This window comes from Pelagimonas sp. KU-00592-HH (genome assembly GCF_040369695.1).
Lineage (GTDB): Bacteria > Pseudomonadota > Alphaproteobacteria > Rhodobacterales > Rhodobacteraceae > Shimia.
In genome coordinates this window covers 135,280-155,640 of sequence record NZ_BAABWM010000001.1, presented here as the reverse complement: position 1 = coordinate 155,640, position 20,361 = coordinate 135,280, and the positions used below count along the sequence as shown (strand labels likewise).

The 20,361-nt window shown below is 60.9% G+C and carries 16 protein-coding genes; 10 read left to right on the top strand and 6 right to left on the bottom strand.

Annotated features, from left to right (window positions below; translation table 11 throughout):
- Positions 1-63 precede the first annotated feature (63 nt).
- A complete protein-coding gene (gene purL / locus ABWV42_RS00760) occupies positions 64-2,223 on the bottom strand; it encodes a phosphoribosylformylglycinamidine synthase subunit PurL (protein ID WP_353339499.1) in 2,160 nt (719 codons plus the stop codon).
- A 306-nt stretch (positions 2,224-2,529) separates the two neighbouring features.
- Positions 2,530-3,435 (bottom strand): LysR family transcriptional regulator, encoded by a 906-nt coding sequence (locus ABWV42_RS00755; RefSeq protein WP_255108150.1) that lies wholly within the window; start codon positions 3,433-3,435, stop codon positions 2,530-2,532.
- Positions 3,436-3,609: 174 nt separating this feature from the next.
- On the opposite strand from ABWV42_RS00755, the gene ABWV42_RS00750 reads away from it, so the two are divergent.
- The 10 genes from ABWV42_RS00750 (at position 3,610) to ABWV42_RS00705 (ending at position 15,351) form a co-directional block, all read left to right on the top strand.
- Positions 3,610-7,026, top strand: coding sequence for an indolepyruvate ferredoxin oxidoreductase family protein (locus tag ABWV42_RS00750; protein WP_353338473.1), 3,417 nt, complete (start codon positions 3,610-3,612; stop codon positions 7,024-7,026).
- A 117-nt stretch (positions 7,027-7,143) separates the two neighbouring features.
- Positions 7,144-8,031, top strand: coding sequence for a lysophospholipid acyltransferase family protein (locus tag ABWV42_RS00745; RefSeq protein ID WP_353338472.1), 888 nt, complete (start codon positions 7,144-7,146; stop codon positions 8,029-8,031).
- 192 nt (positions 8,032-8,223) lie between these two features.
- Complete coding sequence (murI, locus tag ABWV42_RS00740; RefSeq protein ID WP_353338471.1) at positions 8,224-9,036, top strand: glutamate racemase; 813 nt, start codon at positions 8,224-8,226, stop codon at positions 9,034-9,036.
- 100 nt (positions 9,037-9,136) lie between these two features.
- On the top strand, positions 9,137-10,165 hold the full coding sequence (argC, locus tag ABWV42_RS00735; protein ID WP_353338470.1) for an N-acetyl-gamma-glutamyl-phosphate reductase: 1,029 nt from the start codon (positions 9,137-9,139) through the stop codon (positions 10,163-10,165).
- A gap of 26 nt (positions 10,166-10,191) precedes the next feature.
- Positions 10,192-10,635, top strand: a complete 444-nt coding sequence (gene ccmE, locus ABWV42_RS00730; protein ID WP_255108137.1) for a cytochrome c maturation protein CcmE — start codon at positions 10,192-10,194, stop codon at positions 10,633-10,635.
- Positions 10,636-10,762: 127 nt separating this feature from the next.
- Positions 10,763-11,374: a holin-associated N-acetylmuramidase gene (locus tag ABWV42_RS00725; RefSeq protein ID WP_353338469.1), complete on the top strand. Its 612-nt coding sequence runs from the start codon at positions 10,763-10,765 to the stop codon at positions 11,372-11,374.
- The gene (locus ABWV42_RS00720; protein WP_353338468.1) at positions 11,365-11,895 is read left to right on the top strand and encodes a holin family protein; all 531 of its coding nucleotides are present in this window, start codon (positions 11,365-11,367) and stop codon (positions 11,893-11,895) included. The genes ABWV42_RS00725 and ABWV42_RS00720 overlap by 10 nt, the downstream gene beginning before the upstream one ends.
- A 70-nt stretch (positions 11,896-11,965) precedes the next feature.
- Positions 11,966-13,939, top strand: coding sequence for a heme lyase CcmF/NrfE family subunit (locus ABWV42_RS00715; RefSeq protein ID WP_353338467.1), 1,974 nt, complete (start codon positions 11,966-11,968; stop codon positions 13,937-13,939).
- Entirely contained in the window at positions 13,936-14,388 is a 453-nt protein-coding gene (locus ABWV42_RS00710) for a cytochrome c-type biogenesis protein (RefSeq protein ID WP_353338466.1), read from the top strand. The genes ABWV42_RS00715 and ABWV42_RS00710 overlap by 4 nt, the downstream gene beginning before the upstream one ends.
- 186 nt (positions 14,389-14,574) lie before the next feature.
- A complete protein-coding gene (locus tag ABWV42_RS00705; protein WP_353338465.1) occupies positions 14,575-15,351 on the top strand; it encodes an enoyl-CoA hydratase-related protein in 777 nt (258 codons plus the stop codon).
- Here ABWV42_RS00705 and ABWV42_RS00700 read toward each other — a convergent pair.
- From ABWV42_RS00700 to gltX, 4 genes are all read right to left on the bottom strand, one after another.
- Entirely contained in the window at positions 15,348-15,857 is a 510-nt protein-coding gene (locus tag ABWV42_RS00700; RefSeq protein WP_353338464.1) for a DUF2087 domain-containing protein, read from the bottom strand. The genes ABWV42_RS00705 and ABWV42_RS00700 overlap by 4 nt on opposite strands.
- Before the next feature lie 251 nt (positions 15,858-16,108).
- Positions 16,109-17,290, bottom strand: a complete 1,182-nt coding sequence (locus ABWV42_RS00695; RefSeq protein ID WP_255108123.1) for a calcium-binding protein — start codon at positions 17,288-17,290, stop codon at positions 16,109-16,111.
- A gap of 200 nt (positions 17,291-17,490) precedes the next feature.
- Entirely contained in the window at positions 17,491-18,786 is a 1,296-nt protein-coding gene (gltA, locus tag ABWV42_RS00690; RefSeq protein WP_255108121.1) for a citrate synthase, read from the bottom strand.
- A gap of 74 nt (positions 18,787-18,860) precedes the next feature.
- Positions 18,861-20,285, bottom strand: coding sequence for a glutamate--tRNA ligase (gene gltX / locus ABWV42_RS00685; protein ID WP_353338463.1), 1,425 nt, complete (start codon positions 20,283-20,285; stop codon positions 18,861-18,863).
- Positions 20,286-20,361: the final 76 nt, after the last annotated feature.

The window sequence follows — 20,361 nt, the reverse complement described above, 5'->3', positions numbered from 1 at the left end:
CGCAAAGAAAAAGGGCGCACCGGATTGGATGCGCCCTTTGAAACGTGATCTGGCGGGTTTGCCTTAGGCGATGGCCTCGGCGAAGGCACCGCGGAAGGTAGCGGCCAGTTCGGCCAGAGGTGCCGAAGCGCTGCCGAAGGAGACGCTGTCGCCCGAGAATTTGCCGACGCTGGACACCGGTACACCGGCCTGACCGGCGGCGATCATCAGTGCCTCGGCCTGATCGAAGTTGCAGGCCACGAGGTAGCGGGCCTGATCTTCGCCGAACAGGGTGGCGGTGTCGTCGCTGTCGATCTGGACGCCGACGCCAGCCGCTTCGGCCATTTCGAAGGCGGCGAGGGCAAGGCCGCCATCGCCAAGGTCGGTGCAGGCCTTGATCATGTCACGGTTGGCGCGGATGAATTCGCCGTGCTTGCGCTCGGTTTCAAGATCCACGGCAGGGGCGTCGCCTTCCTCGCGGTTGAAGACCTCGGCAAGAAGCGCCGACTGGCCAAGGTGGCCCGTGGTTTCGCCAATCAGGAGCGCAACGTGGCCTTCGCGGGCTTCGCCGTTGATCGGCTCTTCGTCAGCGGCGATCAGGCCAACCGCGCCGATGGTCGGGGTCGGCAGGATGGCCGAGCCGTCGGTCTCGTTATAAAGCGAGACGTTGCCCGACACGATGGGCATGTCGAGCGCGCCCACGGCTTCGCCGATGCCTTTGATGGCGCCGACGAACTGGCCCATGATCTCGGGCTTTTCGGGGTTGCCGAAGTTCAGGTTGTCGGTGGTGGCCAGCGGCTTGGCACCAACGGCCGAGAGGTTGCGGAAGGCTTCGGCCACGGCCTGTTTACCGCCTTCAACCGGGTTTGCCTTGACGTAGCGCGGGGTCACGTCGGAGGTGAAGGCCAGCTTCTTGTCGGTGCCGTGGACGCGGATGATGCCCGCGCCCTGACCCGGCAGGCGGGCGCTGTCGGCCATGACCATGGTGTCATACTGTTCGTAGACCCACTGTTTGCCGGCATAGTTCGGCGAACTGATCAGGGCCTTGAGGCCGTCGATGGCGTCGATGGAGGGCACATCGCCCAGCTCTTCTGCGGCCGGGGTTTCGACCCACGGACGATCGTATTCGGGGGCGCGACCGGACAGCGGCGACAGCGGCAGGTCGGCTTTGACTTCGCCGTTGTGCATGATCAGGAAGCGGTCTTCGGCGATGGTTTCACCGACGATGGCAAAGTCGAGGTCCCACTTTTCAAAGACGGCGCGGGCTTCGGCCTCAAGCTCGGGCTTGAGAACCATGAGCATCCGCTCCTGGCTTTCCGACAGCATCATTTCATAGGCTGTCATGTTGTCTTCGCGCTGCGGCACGTCTTCGAGGTTCAGCTTGACGCCGAGTTTGCCCTTGTCGCCCATTTCCACGGCCGAGCAGGTCAGGCCTGCGGCGCCCATGTCCTGGATCGAGATCACCGCGCCGGTCTGCATCAGTTCCAGCGTGGCTTCCATCAGGCGTTTTTCGGTGAAGGGGTCACCCACCTGAACGGTGGGGCGCTTTTCTTCGATGGTGTCATCGAATTCCGCCGAGGCCATGGTTGCGCCACCAACACCGTCACGACCGGTTTTCGCGCCGAGGTACACCACGGGCATGCCGACGCCGGAGGCCGCCGAGTAGAAGATGCCATCGGTCTTGGCGATGCCTGCCGCGAAGGCGTTGACCAGGCAGTTGCCGTTGTAGGCAGGGTGGAAACGGACTTCACCGCCGACGGTGGGAACGCCAAAGCAGTTGCCGTAGCCGCCGACACCCTCAACCACACCGTTCACCAGCTGGCGGGTTTTGGGGTGTGCGGTTTCACCAAACGACAGCGAGTTCATCGCCGCGATCGGGCGGGCGCCCATGGTAAAGACATCGCGCAGGATGCCGCCAACACCGGTGGCCGCGCCCTGATAGGGTTCGATGTAGGAGGGGTGGTTGTGGCTTTCCATCTTGAACACCACGGCGTCGCCGTCGCCGATGTCGACGATGCCCGCGTTCTCGCCGGGGCCGCAGATGACTTGCGGGCCGTCGGTGGGCAGGGTGCGCAGCCATTTCTTGGAAGACTTGTACGAGCAGTGCTCGTTCCACATGGCCGAGAAGATGCCGAGCTCGGTAAAGGTGGGCTCGCGGCCGATGATCTCGAGGATCAGTTCGTATTCATCGGGCTTCAGGCCGTGAGCTTCGATGAGATCGGTGGTGATGGCCGGTTCCTGCATGTCGCGTAGATTCCCCAAGAAAACTTTGGGCGTCTCTTAAGGGAAAAGGTCAAGCGGGGAAAGGGGGCGCGTGTGGGCTGCGGCATGTTATGCAGGCGGATGGGCGTGCGGCACATCAGCCTTTCACCCTGCGGGCAAAAAAAAGGCCGAGCAATAAGCTCGGCCGAAGTCCAACAGGGAGGTATGAAGATGATGCGCAAATGTGCAATCACCGTCTTCGAGAGATGAAATAGGCGGCGGTTTGGAATCATTCAAGAAAAACAATGTCGCACCTGCAGCATGGCCGCTATGCAGCCAGTGCATGACTTAGAGTTTTCCCTGATCTCTCAATTGCTTGCGATGTGCAATGATCTCTTCCTGGACGAAGTCGCGGAAGGCCGCGATGCGCTTGGATTGGCGCAATTCCTCGGGATAGGCAAGAAACACAGGGATATCGCCAGATTCAACCTCGGGCATGACGCGCACAAGATTCGGGAAATCGTGGGTCACATAGTCGGGCAGAACACCAATGCCGAGGTCGTGCAGAACCGCCTGCAGCACGCCGAAGTAGTTGTTCACATAAAGAACCGACGGAATGTCGTGGCTGAGCAGGTTGCGTACGAAGTTGGAGCCGGAGCTGACCTGCGCGGAATTCTGGTTCTGGCAGATCAGGCGGTGATTGGTCAGATCCGAGAGCTGTTCGGGGGCAGGCCGGCCCGCAAGGTATTCGGGCGTCGCATAAAGGCGCATGTGCACGCTCATGAGGCGTTTGCGAATGAGGTCGGCCTGCGACGGTTCTTTCATGCGGATCGCCACGTCGGCCTCGCGCATGGGCAGGTCGAGCACCTTTTCCTCGAGCATCAGGTCGATGTTGAGGTCGGGATACTTTTCATAGAGGTGCGGCAGGCGGGGAGCGAGCCAGAGCGTGCCGAAGCCGATGGTGGTGGTCACGCGCAATTCGCCGAAGACTTCTTCCTCGGAGTCGCGAATGCGGGCGGCGGCGGCATCCAGGCGTTTGATCATCGCGCTGGTGGCGTCGAACAGGAGTTCGCCCTGTTCGGTGAGAATCAGTCCGCGGGCATGGCGGTGAAACAGGGTGGTGTTCAGGCTTTCTTCAAGCGCGCGAACCTGCCGCGAGACGGCAGATTGCGACAGATGCAGCGTGTCACCCGCATGAGTCAGGCTGCCCGCATCGGCAACCGCATGAAAGATTCTGAGTTTGTCCCAATCCATATCCGCAACTTTCGCTTCCCTGAATCCTATCTAGGCGAAACCATCGAAAAACGAAACCGGAAGTCAGGAAAATGGTGTTGGAGTGATGTAAAAATTCCTTGTTAGGTAAGAAATGATGACCTAATATTGACCTATATTGAAAGTAAGAGAAAGTCTGGCGAGGGGAGGCGCGTGATGAGTATCCAGCACGTATCACTGAATGACCGGTTTGACCTGGAGAAGTCCCAGGTTCTGTTGAATGGCACCCAGGCGCTTGTGCGTCTGATGCTGATGCAAAAGGCGCGAGATGGCGCGGCGGGGTTGAATACCGCGGGATATGTCACGGGCTATCGCGGATCGCCGCTTGGCGCGGTCGACAGCCAGATGATGCGGGCCGAGAAGGAACTCAAGGCGGCCGACGTCCTGTTCCAGTCGGGGTTGAACGAAGACCTCGCGGCAACGGCGCTCTGGGGCTCGCAGCAGGCAGAGTTGCGCGGCGAAGGTAAATTCGACGGTGTTTTCGGGCTTTGGTACGGCAAGGGGCCGGGCGTTGATCGCACCGGTGACGTGATGCGCCACGCCAATATGGCGGGCACCGCAGCCAATGGTGGTGTGCTGATGGCGATGGGCGATGACCACACCGGCGAAAGCTCGACCGTGCTGCACCAGTCGGAATGGGCGCTGGTGGATGCCTATATGCCGGTGGTGTCGCCGGCCGGTGTTCAGGAAATTCTGGATTACGGTCTTTACGGGATCGCGCTGTCGCGGTTTGCCGGAGTCTGGGTGGGCCTCAAGACCATGAAAGACACCATCGAGGCGACCTCGGTGGTGAATGGCGATCCGCACCGCCTGTCTTTCGTGACGCCGGAATTCGACATGCCGGACGGGGGATTGAACATCCGTCTGGCCGATACGCCACATGCGCAAGAAACGCGGATGATCGATTACAAGCGGTTCGCGGCTGAGGCGTTTAGCCATGCCAACAAGATGGACAAGCGCGTCTGGGGGAAACCGGGGGCCAAGATCGGATTTGTGGCGGCGGGCAAGAACTGGCTCGATCTGGTACATGCGCTGTCGCTTCTGGGGATTGATGAAGACGAGGCAGAGCGCCTTGGCATCACGACCTACAAGATCGGTCAGACCTTCCCGCTGGATATGAGGGGCTTCAACGATTGGGCGGAAGGCCTTGATTTGATTGTGATTGTTGAAGAAAAGCGCAAGCTGATCGAGGTCCAGATGAAAGAGGCGATCTTTGATGATCGCCGTGGCCGCCGGATTTATGGCTGGTACAAGGGCGGCGCGGGCCTGATGGGGCGGGAAGAGCTTTTCCCGACGCGCGCGGCGCTTGATCCGATCATGATTGCCGAGAAGCTGGGCGAAATCCTGATCGAGGAAGGGCGCGGGACGGATGCGGTGAAGGCGGGCCTTGCCACGATCACCGAGGCCAAGCGTGCCGACAATGCCGAGGAAATCGCGACGCGTATTCCGCATTTCTGTTCGGGCTGTCCGCACAATTCGTCGACCAAACTGCCGGACGGTAGCCGCGCCTACGCCGGGATCGGCTGTCACTACATGGTGCAGTGGATGGATCGCGAGACCACCGGTTTCACCCATATGGGCGGTGAAGGGGCGAACTGGATTGGCGAGGCGCCGTTCTCGAACCGCGATCACGTGTTCCAGAACCTTGGCGATGGCACCTACAACCACTCGGGCGTCCAGGCGATCCGCGCGGCGCTCGCTGCTGGCACCAACATCACCTACAAGATCCTGTTCAACGACGCGGTTGCGATGACCGGCGGCCAGCAGAATGATGGCGATCTTTCGCCCCAGCGCATTGCCGATGAAGTGCGTGCGATGGGTGTGCAACACGTCGCCGTGGTTTACGACGAGAAAGAAGACATCGACCAGTCGGCCTTTCCGGCGGGAATGGAGTTCCACGAGCGTTCCGAATTGATGAATGTTCAGAAGAAATATCGTGAAATCAAAGGTGTGTCGGTCATTGTTTACGTCCAGACCTGCGCCAATGAAAAGCGTCGCCGCCGCAAGCGCGGTGCCTTTCCCGACCCCGATCGCCGCGTGTTCATCAATACGGATGTCTGCGAAGGCTGTGGCGATTGTGGTGTTCAGTCGAACTGTATCTCGATCGAACCGGTTGAAACTGAACTGGGCCGCAAGCGCAGCATCAACCAGTCGTCGTGCAACAAGGACTTCAGCTGTCTGAACGGGTTCTGCCCGTCCTTTATCACGGTGGAAGGGGCGAAGATCCGCAAGGAAGCCACCGCAAGTCTGGAGATTGCGGACTTGCCGGAGCCGAGCATCGGCAAGATCGACGGCACGCATAATGTGGTGATCACCGGCGTTGGCGGCACCGGCGTGGTGACCATCGGGGCGGTGCTGGCGCAGGCGGCGCAGATTGATGGCAAGGCCGCGGGCATGATGGAGATGGCCGGTCTGGCCCAGAAGGGCGGCGCGGTGCATATCCACTGCCGCCTGGCCGAAACGCCGGAAGACATCAGCGCGATCCGTGTTGCCACGGGTGAATGTGATGCGCTGATCGGCGGCGACCTTGTGGTGAGCGCAGGTGCCAAGACGCTTGGCCTGACTTCGACCGGGCGCACCGGTGCGGTAGTGAACAGCCACGAGATCATCACGGGCGAGTTCACGCGCGATACGGAATTCAAGTTGCCTACCAGCCGCTTGGAGGTCTCTCTTGAAGCGCGTATCCGCGACGGTCTGACCATGTTCGATGCCTCCGAATTGGCGCGGGTTGTGATGGGAGATTCCATTTTCTCGAACATGATGATCTTTGGCGCGGCCTGGCAGAAGGGCCTCTTGCCCCTCAGCCTAGAGGCCATTCGCGCCGCGATCGAGTTGAACGGGGCGGCGGTGGAACGCAACCTGCGGGCCTTTGAGGTTGGTCGTTGGGCGGTGGAACATCCGCAGGAGGCCGCCAAGATGGTGGTGCCGAATGTGGTGGCGATGCCGAAGAGCCTTGAAGAGAAGATCGCCTTCCGCGCCGATCATCTTGTCAAATACCAGGGCAAGGGGTTGGCCAAGAAGTACCGCAAGCTGGTGGACAGCATCGAGGATGCACGTCTGAAAGAGGCGGTGGCCTTGGGCTATCACAAGCTGCTGGCCTACAAGGACGAATACGAGGTGGCGCGTTTGCATCTGGAAAGCCGTGCCAAGGCCGAAGAGGTGTTCGAGGGCGATTTCAAGATGAAATACCACCTTGCGCCGCCGCTCATGTCGAAGATGGGGCCGAATGGCCGTCCGCTGAAGACTGAATATGGCGCGGGCATGGAGCGCTGGTTCCGGATGCTGGCCAAGATGAAACGTCTTCGCGGCACGCCGCTGGATGTGTTCGGACGCACCGAGGAACGCCGGATGGAACGCGCGCTGATCAAGCAGTACGAGGACGACATCAAGGCGGTGATCCGGGATCACGGCGCGAGTGCATCGGATGCGGCTGTGGCTCTGGCGGAACTTCCGCGCCAGATCCGGGGCTTTGGTCCGGTGAAGGCCGCGAATGAGGCCAAGGCGGCAAAACGTCGTGAAGAGCTGTTGATTGCTCTCAAGACAGGCGAAGACTTGCCCAAGGCGGCGGAATAAGGCGCACCCGGCAGCAAACTGTTGCTGCCGGGTAATATGTTTGTCGCATTCGTGTCATACTGACTGGTCAGAGGCCCTGAACCTTCTTAAGACACCGGCAAACCGGAGAATGCCGCCATGAGCCGCCAAAAAGAGCAAAAACACGTCGCCCGCGAAATCAGCTATGCCCATTCCGCCAGCACCAAGAGCGGGCGGGCGATGATCCGCGTGATGGAGAACGCCACGGGCCGTATCGGGCTGATCAAACGCGCGAAGGGCTATGAGGAAGAGGTGGCCGCTGGGCGTGATTTCTGGGCGGTGATGAAGGAACGCTATGGGCTTGAGCTGGACGTGGTGGGCGGCTCTCTCGACAATATTCCCAAAGACGGCCCGCTGATCGTGATCGCCAACCATCCCTATGGCATTCTCGACGGGTTGATGCTCGGCCATATCCTGAGCGAGACGCGGGGCGATTTCCGCATTCTGGCGCACCAGGTGTTCCGCAAGGCCGAAGACCTGAACCGCATCATCCTGCCGATCTCGTTTGACGAGACCAAGGAAGCGGTGAAGCTCAATCTCAACACGCGCAAGGTCTCGCTCGACTATCTCAAGGCGGGGGGCGCGATCGGGATTTTTCCGGGCGGCACGGTGTCGACGGCAGAGAAACCCTTTGGCAAGCCGCTTGATCCGGGCTGGCGCGGGTTCACGGCGCGGATGGTGGCGAAATCGGACGCCACGGTTGTGCCGATCTTCTTTGACGGCACCACCAGTCGCCTGTTCCAGGTGGCCAGCCATCTGCATTACACGCTGCGCATGGGCTTTTTGATCCGCGAGTTCAAGAAACGTGTCGATACGCCGGTGCGGGTGGTGATCGGAAACCCGATCGAGCAGGATCTGATCCGTGTAAAGGCCAAGGACACCAAGGCGTTGATGGATTTCCTGCGGATGCAGACCTATGCGCTGTCGCCGACGCCGATCCCGGCCAATGGCTATGGGTTCGAGTTCGAAGACAAGTACCGCGCCTGACAGCTGAGTGCTTCGAGTTCCGCAGGTAAAATCGCCCAGTTCGTCGGAAACGGGGGATTTGCTGTCGGGGGTGAAAGGCCTTATGGACTTCCAGAAGCGGCAAATCTATCTTCGGGCCAAGGAACCGGCCCTGACTTCGCGGGTGAGTCCGCAGGACGGCAAGGGCTGGTACAGCATCGAGGCGGCAAGACAATGGCAGTAGGGATTTTCGACAGTGGCCTTGGCGGGCTGACGGTTCTGGACGCGGTGACCAAGCGGTTGCCGGATGTGCCCTTTGTCTATTTCGGTGACAATTCGCACGCGCCTTATGGCGTGCGGGATGCCGATGATGTCTATAACCTGACCACCGCCGCGGTAGAGCGGATGTGGGAGGCGGGCTGTGATCTCGTGATCCTTGCCTGTAACACCGCCAGCGCGGCGGCGTTGCGGCGGATGCAGGAGAGCTGGATTCCCAGCGACAAGCGGGTTCTGGGGGTTTTTGTGCCGCTGATCGAGGCGCTGACCGAACGCAGCTGGGGCGACAACTCGCCGCCGCGCGAGGTCGAGGTCAAGCATGTGGCGCTTTTTGCAACCCCCGCCACCGTGGCAAGCCGTGCCTTCCAGCGCGAGCTGGCGTTCCGCGCGATTGGTGTGGATGTCGAGGCGCAGGCCTGTGGCGGGGTGGTGGATGCCATCGAGGATGGCGACATGATCCTGGCCGAGGCGCTGGTGCGCAGCCATGTGGACGCCTTGCAGCGCAAGATGCCTGATCCGCAGGCGGCGATCCTTGGCTGCACCCATTATCCGCTGATGCACGACACCTTCCAGGACGCGCTGGGGCAGGATGTGAAGGTCTATAGCCAGGCCAATCTGGTGGCAGAGTCGCTTGCCGATTACCTGCAGCGCCATCCCAAGATGATTGGGGAGGGGACGGAATCTATGTTCCTGACAACCGGTGATCCGGCCAAGGTGTCGAACCGGGCAACTCAGTTTCTCCGACGAAAAATCACCTTCCAGAAGGCGTGACAAAACGCGCCTCTCGCAATTCCTACATCCAAGAACTACATTTCGCCCCGAAGAGGGGCTGCGCGCACATGAGCGTGCCTGAGAAAGGAAGAGGTCCGAAATGACCCATAAGATCGCTATTCTGGGAGCCAGCGGATACACCGGTGCCGAGCTGGTACGGCTGATTGCCACCCATCCGAACATGGATATCGTTGCCCTGTCGGCCGACCGTAAGGCCGGCATGGAGATGGCGGCCGTGTTCCCGCATCTGCGTCACCTTGATCTGCCAACCCTTTGCAAGATCGACGAAATCGACTTTGATGCGGTGGACCTATGTTTCTGCGCTTTGCCACATGCCACCAGCCAGAAGGTCATCAAGGCGCTGCCCGGCAACGTCAAGGTTATCGATCTGTCGGCGGACTTCCGGATCCGTGATCCGGAGGAATACGCCAAGTGGTATGGCGGTGAACATGATGCCATTGAATTGCAGAAAGAGGCGGTCTATGGCTTGACCGAATTCTACCGTGACGAGATTAAGAATGCGCGTCTGGTGGCGGGCACGGGCTGTAACGCGGCGACCGGGCAGTACATTCTACGGCCGCTGATTTCGGCCGGAGTAATTGACTTTGATCATATCATCCTCGACCTCAAGTGTGGTGTATCGGGCGCGGGCCGGTCGTTGAAGGAGAACCTGCTGCACGCCGAGTTGAGCGAGGGCTACCATGCCTATGCCATTGGCGGGACGCATCGTCACCTTGGCGAATTCGACCAGGAGTTCAGCCTGCTGGCTGGTCGGGATGTGCGGATTCAGTTCACGCCGCACCTTGTTCCGGCGAACCGCGGTATTCTGGCGACGGCCTATGTGCATGGGGATGCGCAGGCAGTTCACGACACCCTGGCCGCGGCCTATGCCGACGAGCCCTTTGTCGAAGTCTTGCCGCTGGGTGAAGCCCCGAGCACGAAACATGTGCGGGCCTCGAACTTCTGCCATCTTGGCGTTGTCGCGGACCGGATCGAAGGGCGCGCGATTGTGGTCGCGGCGCTGGACAACCTGACCAAAGGCTCGAGCGGGCAGGCCTTGCAAAACGCGAACCTGATGCTCGGCGAAGAGGAGACAACGGGCCTGATGCTGGCACCGGTCTTCCCGTAAGGAAACGGACCCGAAAGGGATTGAAAATGAAGAACCTGAAGAAGAAACGTCGTGTCCAGGTGATCCTGGTGGCTTTCCTGGCCCTGGCGATATCGACTGCGCTGATCGGCTATGCGATGCGCGACGGGATCAACTTTTTCCGCTCGCCCAGCCAGGTGGCGGAAGAGCCGCCGCAACCGAACGAGGTGTTCCGCATTGGCGGGCTGGTCGAAGATGGCACGCTGGTGCGTGGCGAAGGCGAGACCGTGCGTTTCAGCGTGACCGATGGTGGCGCGTCGATCCCGGTTGAGTACACGGGCGTGTTGCCTGACCTGTTCGAAGAGAACCAGGGGATGGTGGGCACCGGCAGCTATGTCAACGGGGTGTTCGTGGCCAAGGAAATCCTTGCCAAACACGACGAGACCTACATGCCGAAAGAAGTTGTGGACGCGCTGAAAGAGCAGGGCGTTTACCAAGAGCCCGAGAGCTAAGCCTTTCGCATCGCTTTGAAATTCTGCACCCCGTGGCGCCAGGCTGCGGGGTGTTTTCGTTGTGGCGTACGGTGGGGTGAGACGGCGTTAGGGCCTGCGTGGCAGCCTTTTGGCTTGGAGGTGGGCCATGTTGGATGTGACGGCGATAGCGCGTGAGATTCTTGAGCGGGAAGGCGGGTATGTGAATGATCCCGATGATCCGGGCGGGGCCACGAAATACGGGGTGACGGTGCATACGATGCGTCGGCTTGGGCTGGATCTGGATGGGGACGGCGATGTCGATGCGCGCGATGTGCAGCGCCTGAGCGTGGAGCAGGCAGAGGATATTTTCCTTGAGCATTATTTTCACGGTCCGGGCATCGCGAAACTTCCTCCGGTGCTTTGGGCCGGGGTGTTTGACATGTATGTGAACGCGGGCAGCAATGCGGTGAAGATTTTGCAGCGGCTGTTGGGCGAGATGGGCTGGCCCGTGTCTGTGGACGGCGTGATCGGGCCGATGACGCTGCGGGCGGCGGCAGAGGCGGCAGCGGCGGCGCCGGATCACATCGCCGATGCCTATGCGGTGGTGCGGCGTAGTTACTATTTCCGGCTGGCAGATCGTCGACCTGCCTCACGCAAATACGCGCGAACGCGGGCTGGCGGAAAGGGCGGGTGGATCAAACGCGCCGAGGATTTCATGGCACAGCGGTACCGGATGAGTGACGCGGCCTTTCAGAAGAGGGTGGCGGCATGGGATTGATCGCGCGGATTTTCGGGGTGTTGTTCGGCGGGGATCGCAACGTGGTGCGCGAGACGGTCGAGGTGTTTCGTGAAAATGCCGAGGCGGGGGCCGAGCGTGGCGTGCATGTGCAACTGGCGGCGATGGCGGCACAAAGCGCCGAGTTTCGCCAGACCGGCCGGTCGCGGTTTGACCGGATCATGGATGCGGTGAACCGCCTGCCGCGCCCGATGATGGCGCTTGGCTGTCTGGGGCTTCTGGGGGCGGCGATGGTCGACCCGGTCTGGTTCAGCGCGCGGATGGCGGGAATCGCCCTCGTGCCCGAGCCGCTTTGGTGGCTTTTGGGGGTGATCGTCAGCTTCTATTTCGGGGCGCGACATCAGGCCAAGGGGCAGGCGTTCCAGGCGTCGATTGTCGAGACCATCGCACGGGTGCCGGGCGTGGTGGAAAATATCAAACATATTAAGACATTGGACGAAGAGTCTGTGCCAGATGACGGGAACCCGGTGCTTGAGGACTGGCGGAAAAATCAGCGCCGCTAGCGCAGAAAAGTGAAGAGGTATTTGACTTAAAGCATTTGCCCCCGCGTGCGCGCGAACTATACATCAGCGCATGATTACAGAGCTTGGCCACTTCGCCCTTATCCTCGCCGCCCTCACCGCACTGGTGCAGGCGGTGGTTCCGTTGATTGGTGCCTATAAACGCTGGCCCGGCTGGATGGCCGTCGCCGAGCCGGCCGCAGGCATGCAATTCCTTCTCACGGCTTTCTCGTTTCTCGCGCTGACCTATGCCTTCGTGGTCTCGGACTTCTCGGTGCAGCTTGTGGTGAACAACTCGCACTCGCTCAAGCCGATGCTTTACAAGGTGTCGGGCGTCTGGGGGAACCACGAGGGATCAATGCTGTTGTGGGTGCTGATCCTGACGATCTTTGGCGCGACGCTGGCCTGGCGCGGGGGCAACCTACCGCCGACGCTTCGGGCGCGGGCGCTGGCGGTTCAGAGCTGGGTGGCGCTGGCGTTCTTCGCCTTCATCCTGTTCACCTCGAACCCGTTCCTGCGCATCGGGATGCCGCCCTGGGATGGGCGTGACCTGAACCCGCTGCTGCAAGACCCCGGTCTCGCCTTCCACCCGCCGTTCCTGTACCTCGGCTATGTGGGCCTTTCGATGGCCTTCAGCTTTGCCGTTGCGGCCCTGATGGAAGGGCGCGTGGATGCGGCTTGGGGCCGTTGGGTACGCCCCTGGACGCTGGCGGCATGGGTGTTCCTGACCATCGGGATCGCGCTGGGATCGTGGTGGGCCTATTACGAGCTGGGCTGGGGCGGTTTCTGGTTCTGGGATCCGGTTGAGAACGCGTCTTTCATGCCGTGGCTGCTGGCGGCGGCGCTGCTGCACTCGGCGATCGTGGTGGAAAAGCGCGAGGCGCTGAAAAGCTGGACCATCCTGCTGGCGATCCTGGCCTTCGGCTTCTCGCTGATCGGGACGTTCATCGTGCGTTCGGGCGTGATCACCTCTGTGCACGCCTTTGCCAATGACCCCGAGCGCGGTGTTTTCATCCTTGCCATTCTTGCGGTGTTCATGGGCGGGGCGCTGACCCTGTTCGCGGCCCGGGCAAGCGCGATGGAAGCCAAGGGTATTTTCGGCATGGTCAGCCGCGAAAGCGTGCTGGTGCTGAACAACGTGCTGCTGGCGGTGGCCTGTTTCGTGGTCTTCATCGGCACGATCTGGCCGCTGGTGTCCGAAATGTTCTTTGCCCGCAAACTTTCGGTTGGGGCGCCGTTCTTCAACATGGCCTTTACGCCCTTCATGGTGGCGCTTGGGATCATCCTGCCCGTGGGCGCGATGCTGCCGTGGAAGCGGGCCAACGTGGTGCGCGCGGCGAAACCGCTGGTTCCGGCGTTCATCCTTGCCGTGGCGATTGCCGGTCTTGCCTGGTCGATGCAAACGGAAAAGTCGCTTCTGGGGCCGGTTGGCCTGTTCCTTGGGGCCTGGCTTGTGTTCGGCGCCTTGGTGGATGTCTATTCGCGCACCGGGCGCGGGGGCTTTGGTCAGCGCCTTGGCCGCCTGAGCCGCCTGCCGCGTGCCGATTGGGGCAAGACGATTGCGCATGGCGGTCTTGGCATCACCATGCTGGGCATTGCCGGTCTGATGGCCTGGGAGATCGAGGACATTCGCGTGGCTTACAAAGGGCAATCCTTTGAGGTTGGTGCCTACGAGTTCACGCTGGACGACGTGCGCGAGGTGGCGGGGCCGAACTATACCTCGACCATGGGGGATGTGACGGTGCGCCGTGACGGCGAGTTTGTGGCGCTGGTGAACCCCGAGAAGCGGGTCTATCCGGTGCAGGCGATGCCGACCACCGAAGCGGCCATCGACTATCGCATCCTGCGTGACGTCTATGTGGTGATCGGGGATGCGCAGAACGATGGCGGCTATACCATGCGCGTCTATATCAAGCCGCTGACCAACTGGATCTGGATGGGCTGTTTCCTGATGTCGCTTGGTGGCGTGGTCAGCCTGTCTGACCGCCGCTATCGTGTGGCCGCAGGCGCGCGCAAGGCCCCGAATGCAGGAGTACCGGCAGAATGAAACGTCTTCTGATGATCCTGATGCTGGTTGCGGCGCCTGTCTGGGCGGTGCAGCCGGATGAGATCCTTGATGATCCGGCGCTGGAATCGCGGGCTCGGGAACTGTCGAAAGACCTGCGCTGTCTTGTGTGCCGCAACGAGAGCATTGATGACTCGAACGCCGAACTGGCCCGTGACCTGCGGTTGCTGGTGCGGGAGCGCCTTGTGGCGGGCGACAGTGACGACGAAGCGATCAGCTTTATCGTGGACCGTTATGGCGAATACGTGTTGCTGAACCCCAAGACCAGCGGCTCGAACCTTGTTCTGTGGCTGGCGGGGCCGGCGATGCTGCTGATCTCGCTGGGCGTGGCGCTGGTCTACCTGAGGCGGCGGTCTGCCGCGCCGAAGGTGGCGGATGCCGGCCTCAGCGCGGAAGAGGAAGCGCGGCTCAAGGAAATCCTGAAGGATTGAGCAGGGGCTTTAGACGAAAGAGAAAACCCGGCGGAGACGCCGGGTTTTTTGTTTGGATTGGAGTGAAACTGACCCTTGCCATCTGGATGCCGCGGCAGGGGAAGAATATTTGTGACGTGGGGTTTGCCTTTCCCCGCGTCATGCATAGGTTAAGCTGCGTCGCAGCAGAGGATGGAGACAAACGCCATGGACTATCAAACCCTTACCTATGACGTAACGGATGGGATCGCTGTCGTGACGTTGAACCGTCCTGACGTGATGAATGCCTTTTCCAGCCAGATGCGGGCCGAGGTGGCACATGCGGTGATCGAAGCGGGCAAGGCTGCGCGGGTGGTTGTTCTGACCGGGGCCGGGCGGGCGTTTTGCTCGGGGCAGGATCTTGGCGACGGTGCCAGCGCCGAGAGCCTGGATCTGGAACGGACGCTGCGCGATGAATATGCGCCGATGCTGCGTGCCATCCGCGATTGTCCGGTGCCGGTGATCGCGGCAGTGAACGGCGCGGCGGCAGGGGCTGGGGCGAACCTTGCGTTGGCGGCGGACGTGGTGATCGCGGCCGAGAGTGCCTATTTCCTTCAGGCGTTTTCGCGGATCGGCCTGATCCCGGATGCCGGTGGCACCTATGTATTGCCGCGGCTCGTGGGCAATGCGCGCGCGATGGGGGCGTCCCTGTTTGCCGACAAGATCACCGCGCGGCAGGCGGAAAGCTGGGGCATGATCTGGGAAGTGGCCCCGGACGCAGAGTTCGAGGCCACCTGGAAGGCGCGGGCGGCGCATCTGGCCAAGGGGCCGACGCAGGCCTATCGCCATATCAAGGCAGCGCTTCAGGCCTCGCCGGAAAACGATTTCGAAGAGCAGATCGCGCTGGAAGCCCGGTTGCAGGGCAAATGCGGCAAGACCCGCGATTTCAAGGAAGGCGTCGTGGCCTTCCTTGACAAGCGACCGGCAAGCTACGAAGGGCGTTAACCCGCCGAACGGGCTTTCAGCCTTTGAAACAGGGCCAATGCCTCGGGCGTTGGCCTTTGTTCTATGCGGCGATAGACCCGGCCGTCGATCGTGCGTTCTGCCAGCTTGTGATCGATGAGAGAGCGGCGCAAAAGCACGTGGTCGTCAAAGGCCATGCCCTCTTGCAGGATGGCGTTGACTTCTTTCTCGGTCAGGTCGCGATGTGCCGGCAAGCGCGCCCAGAAGGGCCAGAGGCACAAACCTTGCACCTTGGTCTGCTTGGGCCACCGGGCCATGTGTCCGTTCCCGTCGAAAACCCGCATCGCCCGTTTGAGGGCAAGTTCATCAAGCTGCGATGGTGTTTCGGCCTTGAGGTGCTGGTGGTTGCGATAGCCCGCGGCCTTGGCAATCAGGGCCAGCATCGCGGCCTGACCGGGGGTGGCGGGCTGATCGTCAAGCGACTTGCGCAGGGATTTGGAGAAGGCCGAGACATCGGCAATGAACAGGGGTGTCAGCTGTTGTGACATGGAACCATCCTCTGAGTGTTCCGTGCATCCCGGATCGGGGTCGATGGCCGCCCTTGTCGACGGCACGGTCAGAACATGCTGTCGGTCTTGATACTGGCAGGTTTAGCGAAGTCTTGCGACCGGCGGCGCCTGGGTGAACTGCGGACCCTGCGCATGAGCTAGCGCGATTCGGGCGGGCAGTACCAGTGCCAAGAAAAACGCGCCCGCAATCGAGAGGGGCGCGTTGCTTTTCTGTTTCAATGGAACGCGGATCAGACCGCGCTGGCCACCGAGACGTTTGCCAGAACCTTGGTCGCGTCGGCGTTTTCGACTCGCAGCACGGTTTTGCCATCCAGCAGCACGTTGGTGTGATCGCCATCCTGAGCGGTCGTGACAACGGGGGCAGGGCCCTGGTACAGAACCACGATTTCTTCGCCCGCGTCCTCGTCATAGTCGGTGATGGTGCCCACATCGGAGCCATCGAAGTGATCGTCGTAGATGGTGAAGAGGTCTTCACCTTCGCCACCGGATGCTACGTCACCCATACCCAGCAGCAGAAGGTCTTCGCCTTCGCCACCTTCCATCGTGTCCGCACCGCTGCTGTCTTCGGACAGGTCAAGGATCAGGTCACCGATGGTGTTGATGTCGCCGGTTTCAAAGAGCTGGATCAGGTCGTCGACGTTGATGTCGCGGTTCAGGAAGTCGGCGCCAAGCAGAACATCGTCACCTTCACCGCCCTGCATGAGGTCGGAGCCGCCTTCGCCGATCAGTTCGTCATCGCCAAGGCCGCCAATCAGGGTGTCGTCGCCGTCGCCGCCTGCAAGGCCGTCGATGCCGTCACCGCCGTCCATGCTGTCGTCGCCCGCGCCACCAGCCAGGGCGTCGGAATCTTCGCCGCCAAGCAGGGTATCGTTGCCGCCTTTTCCGGAGAGGGCGTCGTTGCCCGCGCCACCGGAAAGCAGGTCACTGCCGGAGTTGCCCACCAGGAAGTCGCTGTCAGCGCCGCCTTCCAGAGTGTCATCGCCCTTACCGCCGGTGAGATAGTCGGCGCCTTCATCACCTTGAACGAGGTCGTCACCGTCCTGGCCAAAGAGCCAGTCAACACCAACGCCACCAGAGAGGGTATCGTCGCCCGCGCCGCCAAGGCCAGTGTCATCGCCAAAGCCGCCACTGAGGATGTCATTGCCGTCGCCACCATCCATCAGATCCTGGCCGGACCAGCCACGCAGGTCATCGTCGCCAGCGCCGCCGCCAAGAACATCATCGCCGCCGGCACCGATCAGAAGATCAAGGCCGTCATCGCCGGTCAGTTCGTCGTCGTCGTCGCCACCCTTCTGGACGTTGTATTCGGGATCATCGTCCTCGTCGGAGGGATTGGAGTCATCATCATCACCAATCTCGGTGATGGCCCAGCCAAGGACCGCAATCCCAAGAAGGGAAGCAAGAATGAGCATGACACGTACTCCCGAAACCACAATATTGCCTCAATTTCTCCTTGAATCAGGAAAAAGTCAAATAATTCAGTGTATTGTGTGAGATTGGAAAACAGTTAACGGCGAAACCTCGGTACCGTTTCCGAAATGGTTAACAATAAATGAAAAACGCGCCCGCGGCGTGGCCGGGGCGCGTTTTGCAAGGTTTGAGAGAATCGCCTTTAGCGGGTCTCGATGTCCGTGTAGTCGCGCAGGGTGTCGCCAAGGTAAAGCTGACGCGGACGGCCGATCTTGTGCGCCGGATCCGACAGCTGTTCCTTCCACTGCGAAATCCAGCCGACGGTGCGCGACAGGGCGAAGATCGGGGTAAACATCGAGGTCGGGAAACCCATCGCTTCGAGAATGATGCCCGAGTAGAAGTCGACGTTCGGGAACAGTTTCTTCTCGGCAAAGTAGGGATCAGCCAGTGCCTGTTTTTCCAGTTCCTTGGCGGTTGCCAGGATCGGGTTGTTTTCCACGCCCAGAAGATCAAGCACTTCGTCGGCCGACTGTTTCATCACGGTCGCGCGCGGATCGAAGTTCTTGTAGACGCGGTGGCCAAAGCCCATCAGGCGGAACGGATCGTTCTTGTCCTTGGCGCGGGCGATGAACTCCGGAATGCGATCCGGCGAGCCGATTTCCTTGAGCATCTCGAGGCATGCCTGGTTTGCACCACCGTGGGCCGGACCCCAGAGACAAGCGATGCCGGCAGCGATACAGGCGAACGGGTTGGCGCCCGAGGACGAGGCGAGACGCACGGTCGAGGTCGAGGCGTTCTGTTCGTGGTCAGCGTGCAGGGTGAAGATGCGGTCCATGGCGCGGGCCAGGATCGGGTTCACCTGGTATTCTTCGGCCGGAACCGAGAAGCACATGTGCAGGAAGTTCGACGCGTAGTCGAGATCGTTGCGCGGGTACACGAAGGGCTGGCCGATCGAGTACTTGTAGGCCATCGCGGCGATTGTCGGCATCTTCGCGATCAGACGGTGCGATGCGATTTCACGCTGGGTCGGATCCGAGATGTCGGTCGAGTCGTGATAGAAGGCCGACATCGCACCGATCACGCCCACCATGGTGGCCATCGGGTGCGCGTCACGACGGAAGCCACGGAAGAAGTTGTGCATCTGCTCGTGGATCATGGTGTGACGGGTGATGGTGGTCTCGAACTCTTCGAGCTCGGATGCCGACGGCAGGTAACCGTAAAGCAGCAGGAAGCAGACTTCGAGGTAGTGCGATTTGCCAGCCAACTGATCAATCGGGTAACCGCGGTGCAGCAGTTCGCCCTTGTCACCGTCAATATAGGTGATGGTCGAGTCGCAGGATGCGGTCGAGGTGAAGCCGGGGTCATAGGTGAAGACGCCCGCTTGGCCGTAAAGCTTGCGGATGTCCAGAACGTCCGGACCCGCCGTCGGCGAATAGATCGGCAATTCGTAGGTCTTGTCGTCAATCGTCAGTGTTGCGGTCTTTTGGGTATCAGACATTCGTGGTCCCTTCCTCATCGTTTCTGCAGGGCAGGTCCCCGCAGGCGTTTAAACAGTCGGTTTGGCGCAGGTTCTCAGGCGTCCTGTGCCTCCGGCTCAAATTCTGCTGCTTCCTCCAGGCGAGCGATGGTTTCATCGCGTCCCAGAACAAGCATCATATCGAATACGCTGGGTGTCACCGCGCGCCCCGCAAGCGCAGCCCGGAGGGGGCCAGCCATCTTGCCGAACTTGATTTCCTTCGCTTCCGCGTAAGAGTTGGTGACAGCCTCCAATCCGTCTCGGGTCCAGCTAACATTTTGCAACTGCGGCGTCAATTCTTTCAGTATACCACGGGATACAATATCAAGGTTCTTTTGTGCCTTGGCATCCGGCTGCAAGGGGCGGTCTGCCAAAACAAAGTAAGCCTTTTCAATGAGTTCGGGGAAAGTTTTGGCGCGATCTTTCAGGCAATACATTGCCCGCGACATACCGTCCTTTTTACTTTCCGTGAGGGCAGGCGCCTCGGCGGCGGCGAGGTAACCCTCAAGTTCTTGCAGCAGCGCAGCGTCATCGCTAACAGCGATGTGCTGTCCGCAGAGATTTTCCAGCTTCTTGGTATCGAAACGGGCCGGGCTTTTGCCGATTCCGCCAAAGTCGAACCACTCCTGGGCCTGGGCATCGGTAAAGAATTCGTCGTCCCCGTGGCTCCAGCCCAGACGGGCAAGGTAATTGCGCATCCCGGCTGCCGGATAGCCCATCGCCTGGTATTCCTGTGCTCCCAATGCGCCGTGGCGTTTCGAGAGCTTCTTGCCGTCCGCACCGTGGATCAGCGGGATGTGGGCCCAGACCGGAACATCCCAGCCCATGGCCTCGTAGATCATCATCTGGCGGGCGGCGTTGTTGAGGTGATCGTCACCGCGGATCACGTGGGTCACGCCCATATCGTGATCGTCCACGACAACGGCCAACATATAGACCGGCGTGCCATCCGAGCGCAGCAGGATCATATCGTCGAGCTGATCGTTGCGGATGGTCACGTCGCCCTGAACCTGATCGCGGATCACGGTTTCGCCGTCTTGCGGGGCCTTGATGCGGATCACGTAGGGCGCATCGGGATGGCTGGCGGCATCGGCATCACGCCAGGGGCTGCGATAGAGGGTTGATTTGCCTTCGGCGCGGGCGGCGTCACGGAAGGCAGCGATTTCGTCCTGGGTGGCGAAACACTTGTAGGCCTTGCCTTCGGCCAGAAGCTGCAGCGCCACTTCGGCGTGGCGGGCGGCGCCTTCGAACTGGCTGACCACCTCGCCGTCGTGGTCAAGGCCAAGCCATTCCATGCCTTGCAGGATGGCGGCGGTCGCTTCGGGGGTCGAGCGTTCGCGATCGGTATCTTCGATACGCAGCAGGAACTTGCCGCCGCGGCCACGGGCAAACAGCCAGTTGAACAGCGCCGTGCGGGCGCCACCGATGTGAAGGAAGCCGGTGGGCGAAGGGGCGAAGCGGGTGACGACCTGGCCTGACATGGGGGATTTAACCTTTCGGTAACGAAGAGTGAATTAGCGTTGGGGCCTGTCTAGCGACCTGCCCGAGAGAGGACAA

Excerpts from the sequence above, each read along its gene's own strand:
- ABWV42_RS00720 (WP_353338468.1), top strand. The coding sequence starts at position 11,365 with ATGGGATTGATCGCGCGGATTTTCGGGGTGTTGTTCGGCGGGGATCGC.
- argC (WP_353338470.1), top strand. The coding sequence starts at position 9,137 with ATGACCCATAAGATCGCTATTCTGGGAGCCAGCGGATACACCGGTGCC.
- ABWV42_RS00695 (WP_255108123.1), bottom strand. The coding sequence starts at position 17,290 with ATGCTCATTCTTGCTTCCCTTCTTGGGATTGCGGTCCTTGGCTGGGCC.
- purL (WP_353339499.1), bottom strand. The coding sequence starts at position 2,223 with ATGCAGGAACCGGCCATCACCACCGATCTCATCGAAGCTCACGGCCTG.
- gltA (WP_255108121.1), bottom strand. The coding sequence starts at position 18,786 with ATGTCTGATACCCAAAAGACCGCAACACTGACGATTGACGACAAGACC.
- murI (WP_353338471.1), top strand. The coding sequence starts at position 8,224 with ATGGCAGTAGGGATTTTCGACAGTGGCCTTGGCGGGCTGACGGTTCTG.
- ABWV42_RS00725 (WP_353338469.1), top strand. The coding sequence starts at position 10,763 with ATGTTGGATGTGACGGCGATAGCGCGTGAGATTCTTGAGCGGGAAGGC.
- ABWV42_RS00705 (WP_353338465.1), top strand. The coding sequence starts at position 14,575 with ATGGACTATCAAACCCTTACCTATGACGTAACGGATGGGATCGCTGTC.
- ABWV42_RS00750 (WP_353338473.1), top strand. The coding sequence starts at position 3,610 with ATGAGTATCCAGCACGTATCACTGAATGACCGGTTTGACCTGGAGAAG.
- ABWV42_RS00745 (WP_353338472.1), top strand. The coding sequence starts at position 7,144 with ATGAGCCGCCAAAAAGAGCAAAAACACGTCGCCCGCGAAATCAGCTAT.
- ABWV42_RS00755 (WP_255108150.1), bottom strand. The coding sequence starts at position 3,435 with ATGGATTGGGACAAACTCAGAATCTTTCATGCGGTTGCCGATGCGGGC.
- gltX (WP_353338463.1), bottom strand. The coding sequence starts at position 20,285 with ATGTCAGGCCAGGTCGTCACCCGCTTCGCCCCTTCGCCCACCGGCTTC.
- ccmE (WP_255108137.1), top strand. The coding sequence starts at position 10,192 with ATGAAGAACCTGAAGAAGAAACGTCGTGTCCAGGTGATCCTGGTGGCT.
- ABWV42_RS00700 (WP_353338464.1), bottom strand. The coding sequence starts at position 15,857 with ATGTCACAACAGCTGACACCCCTGTTCATTGCCGATGTCTCGGCCTTC.
- ABWV42_RS00715 (WP_353338467.1), top strand. The coding sequence starts at position 11,966 with ATGATTACAGAGCTTGGCCACTTCGCCCTTATCCTCGCCGCCCTCACC.
- ABWV42_RS00710 (WP_353338466.1), top strand. The coding sequence starts at position 13,936 with ATGAAACGTCTTCTGATGATCCTGATGCTGGTTGCGGCGCCTGTCTGG.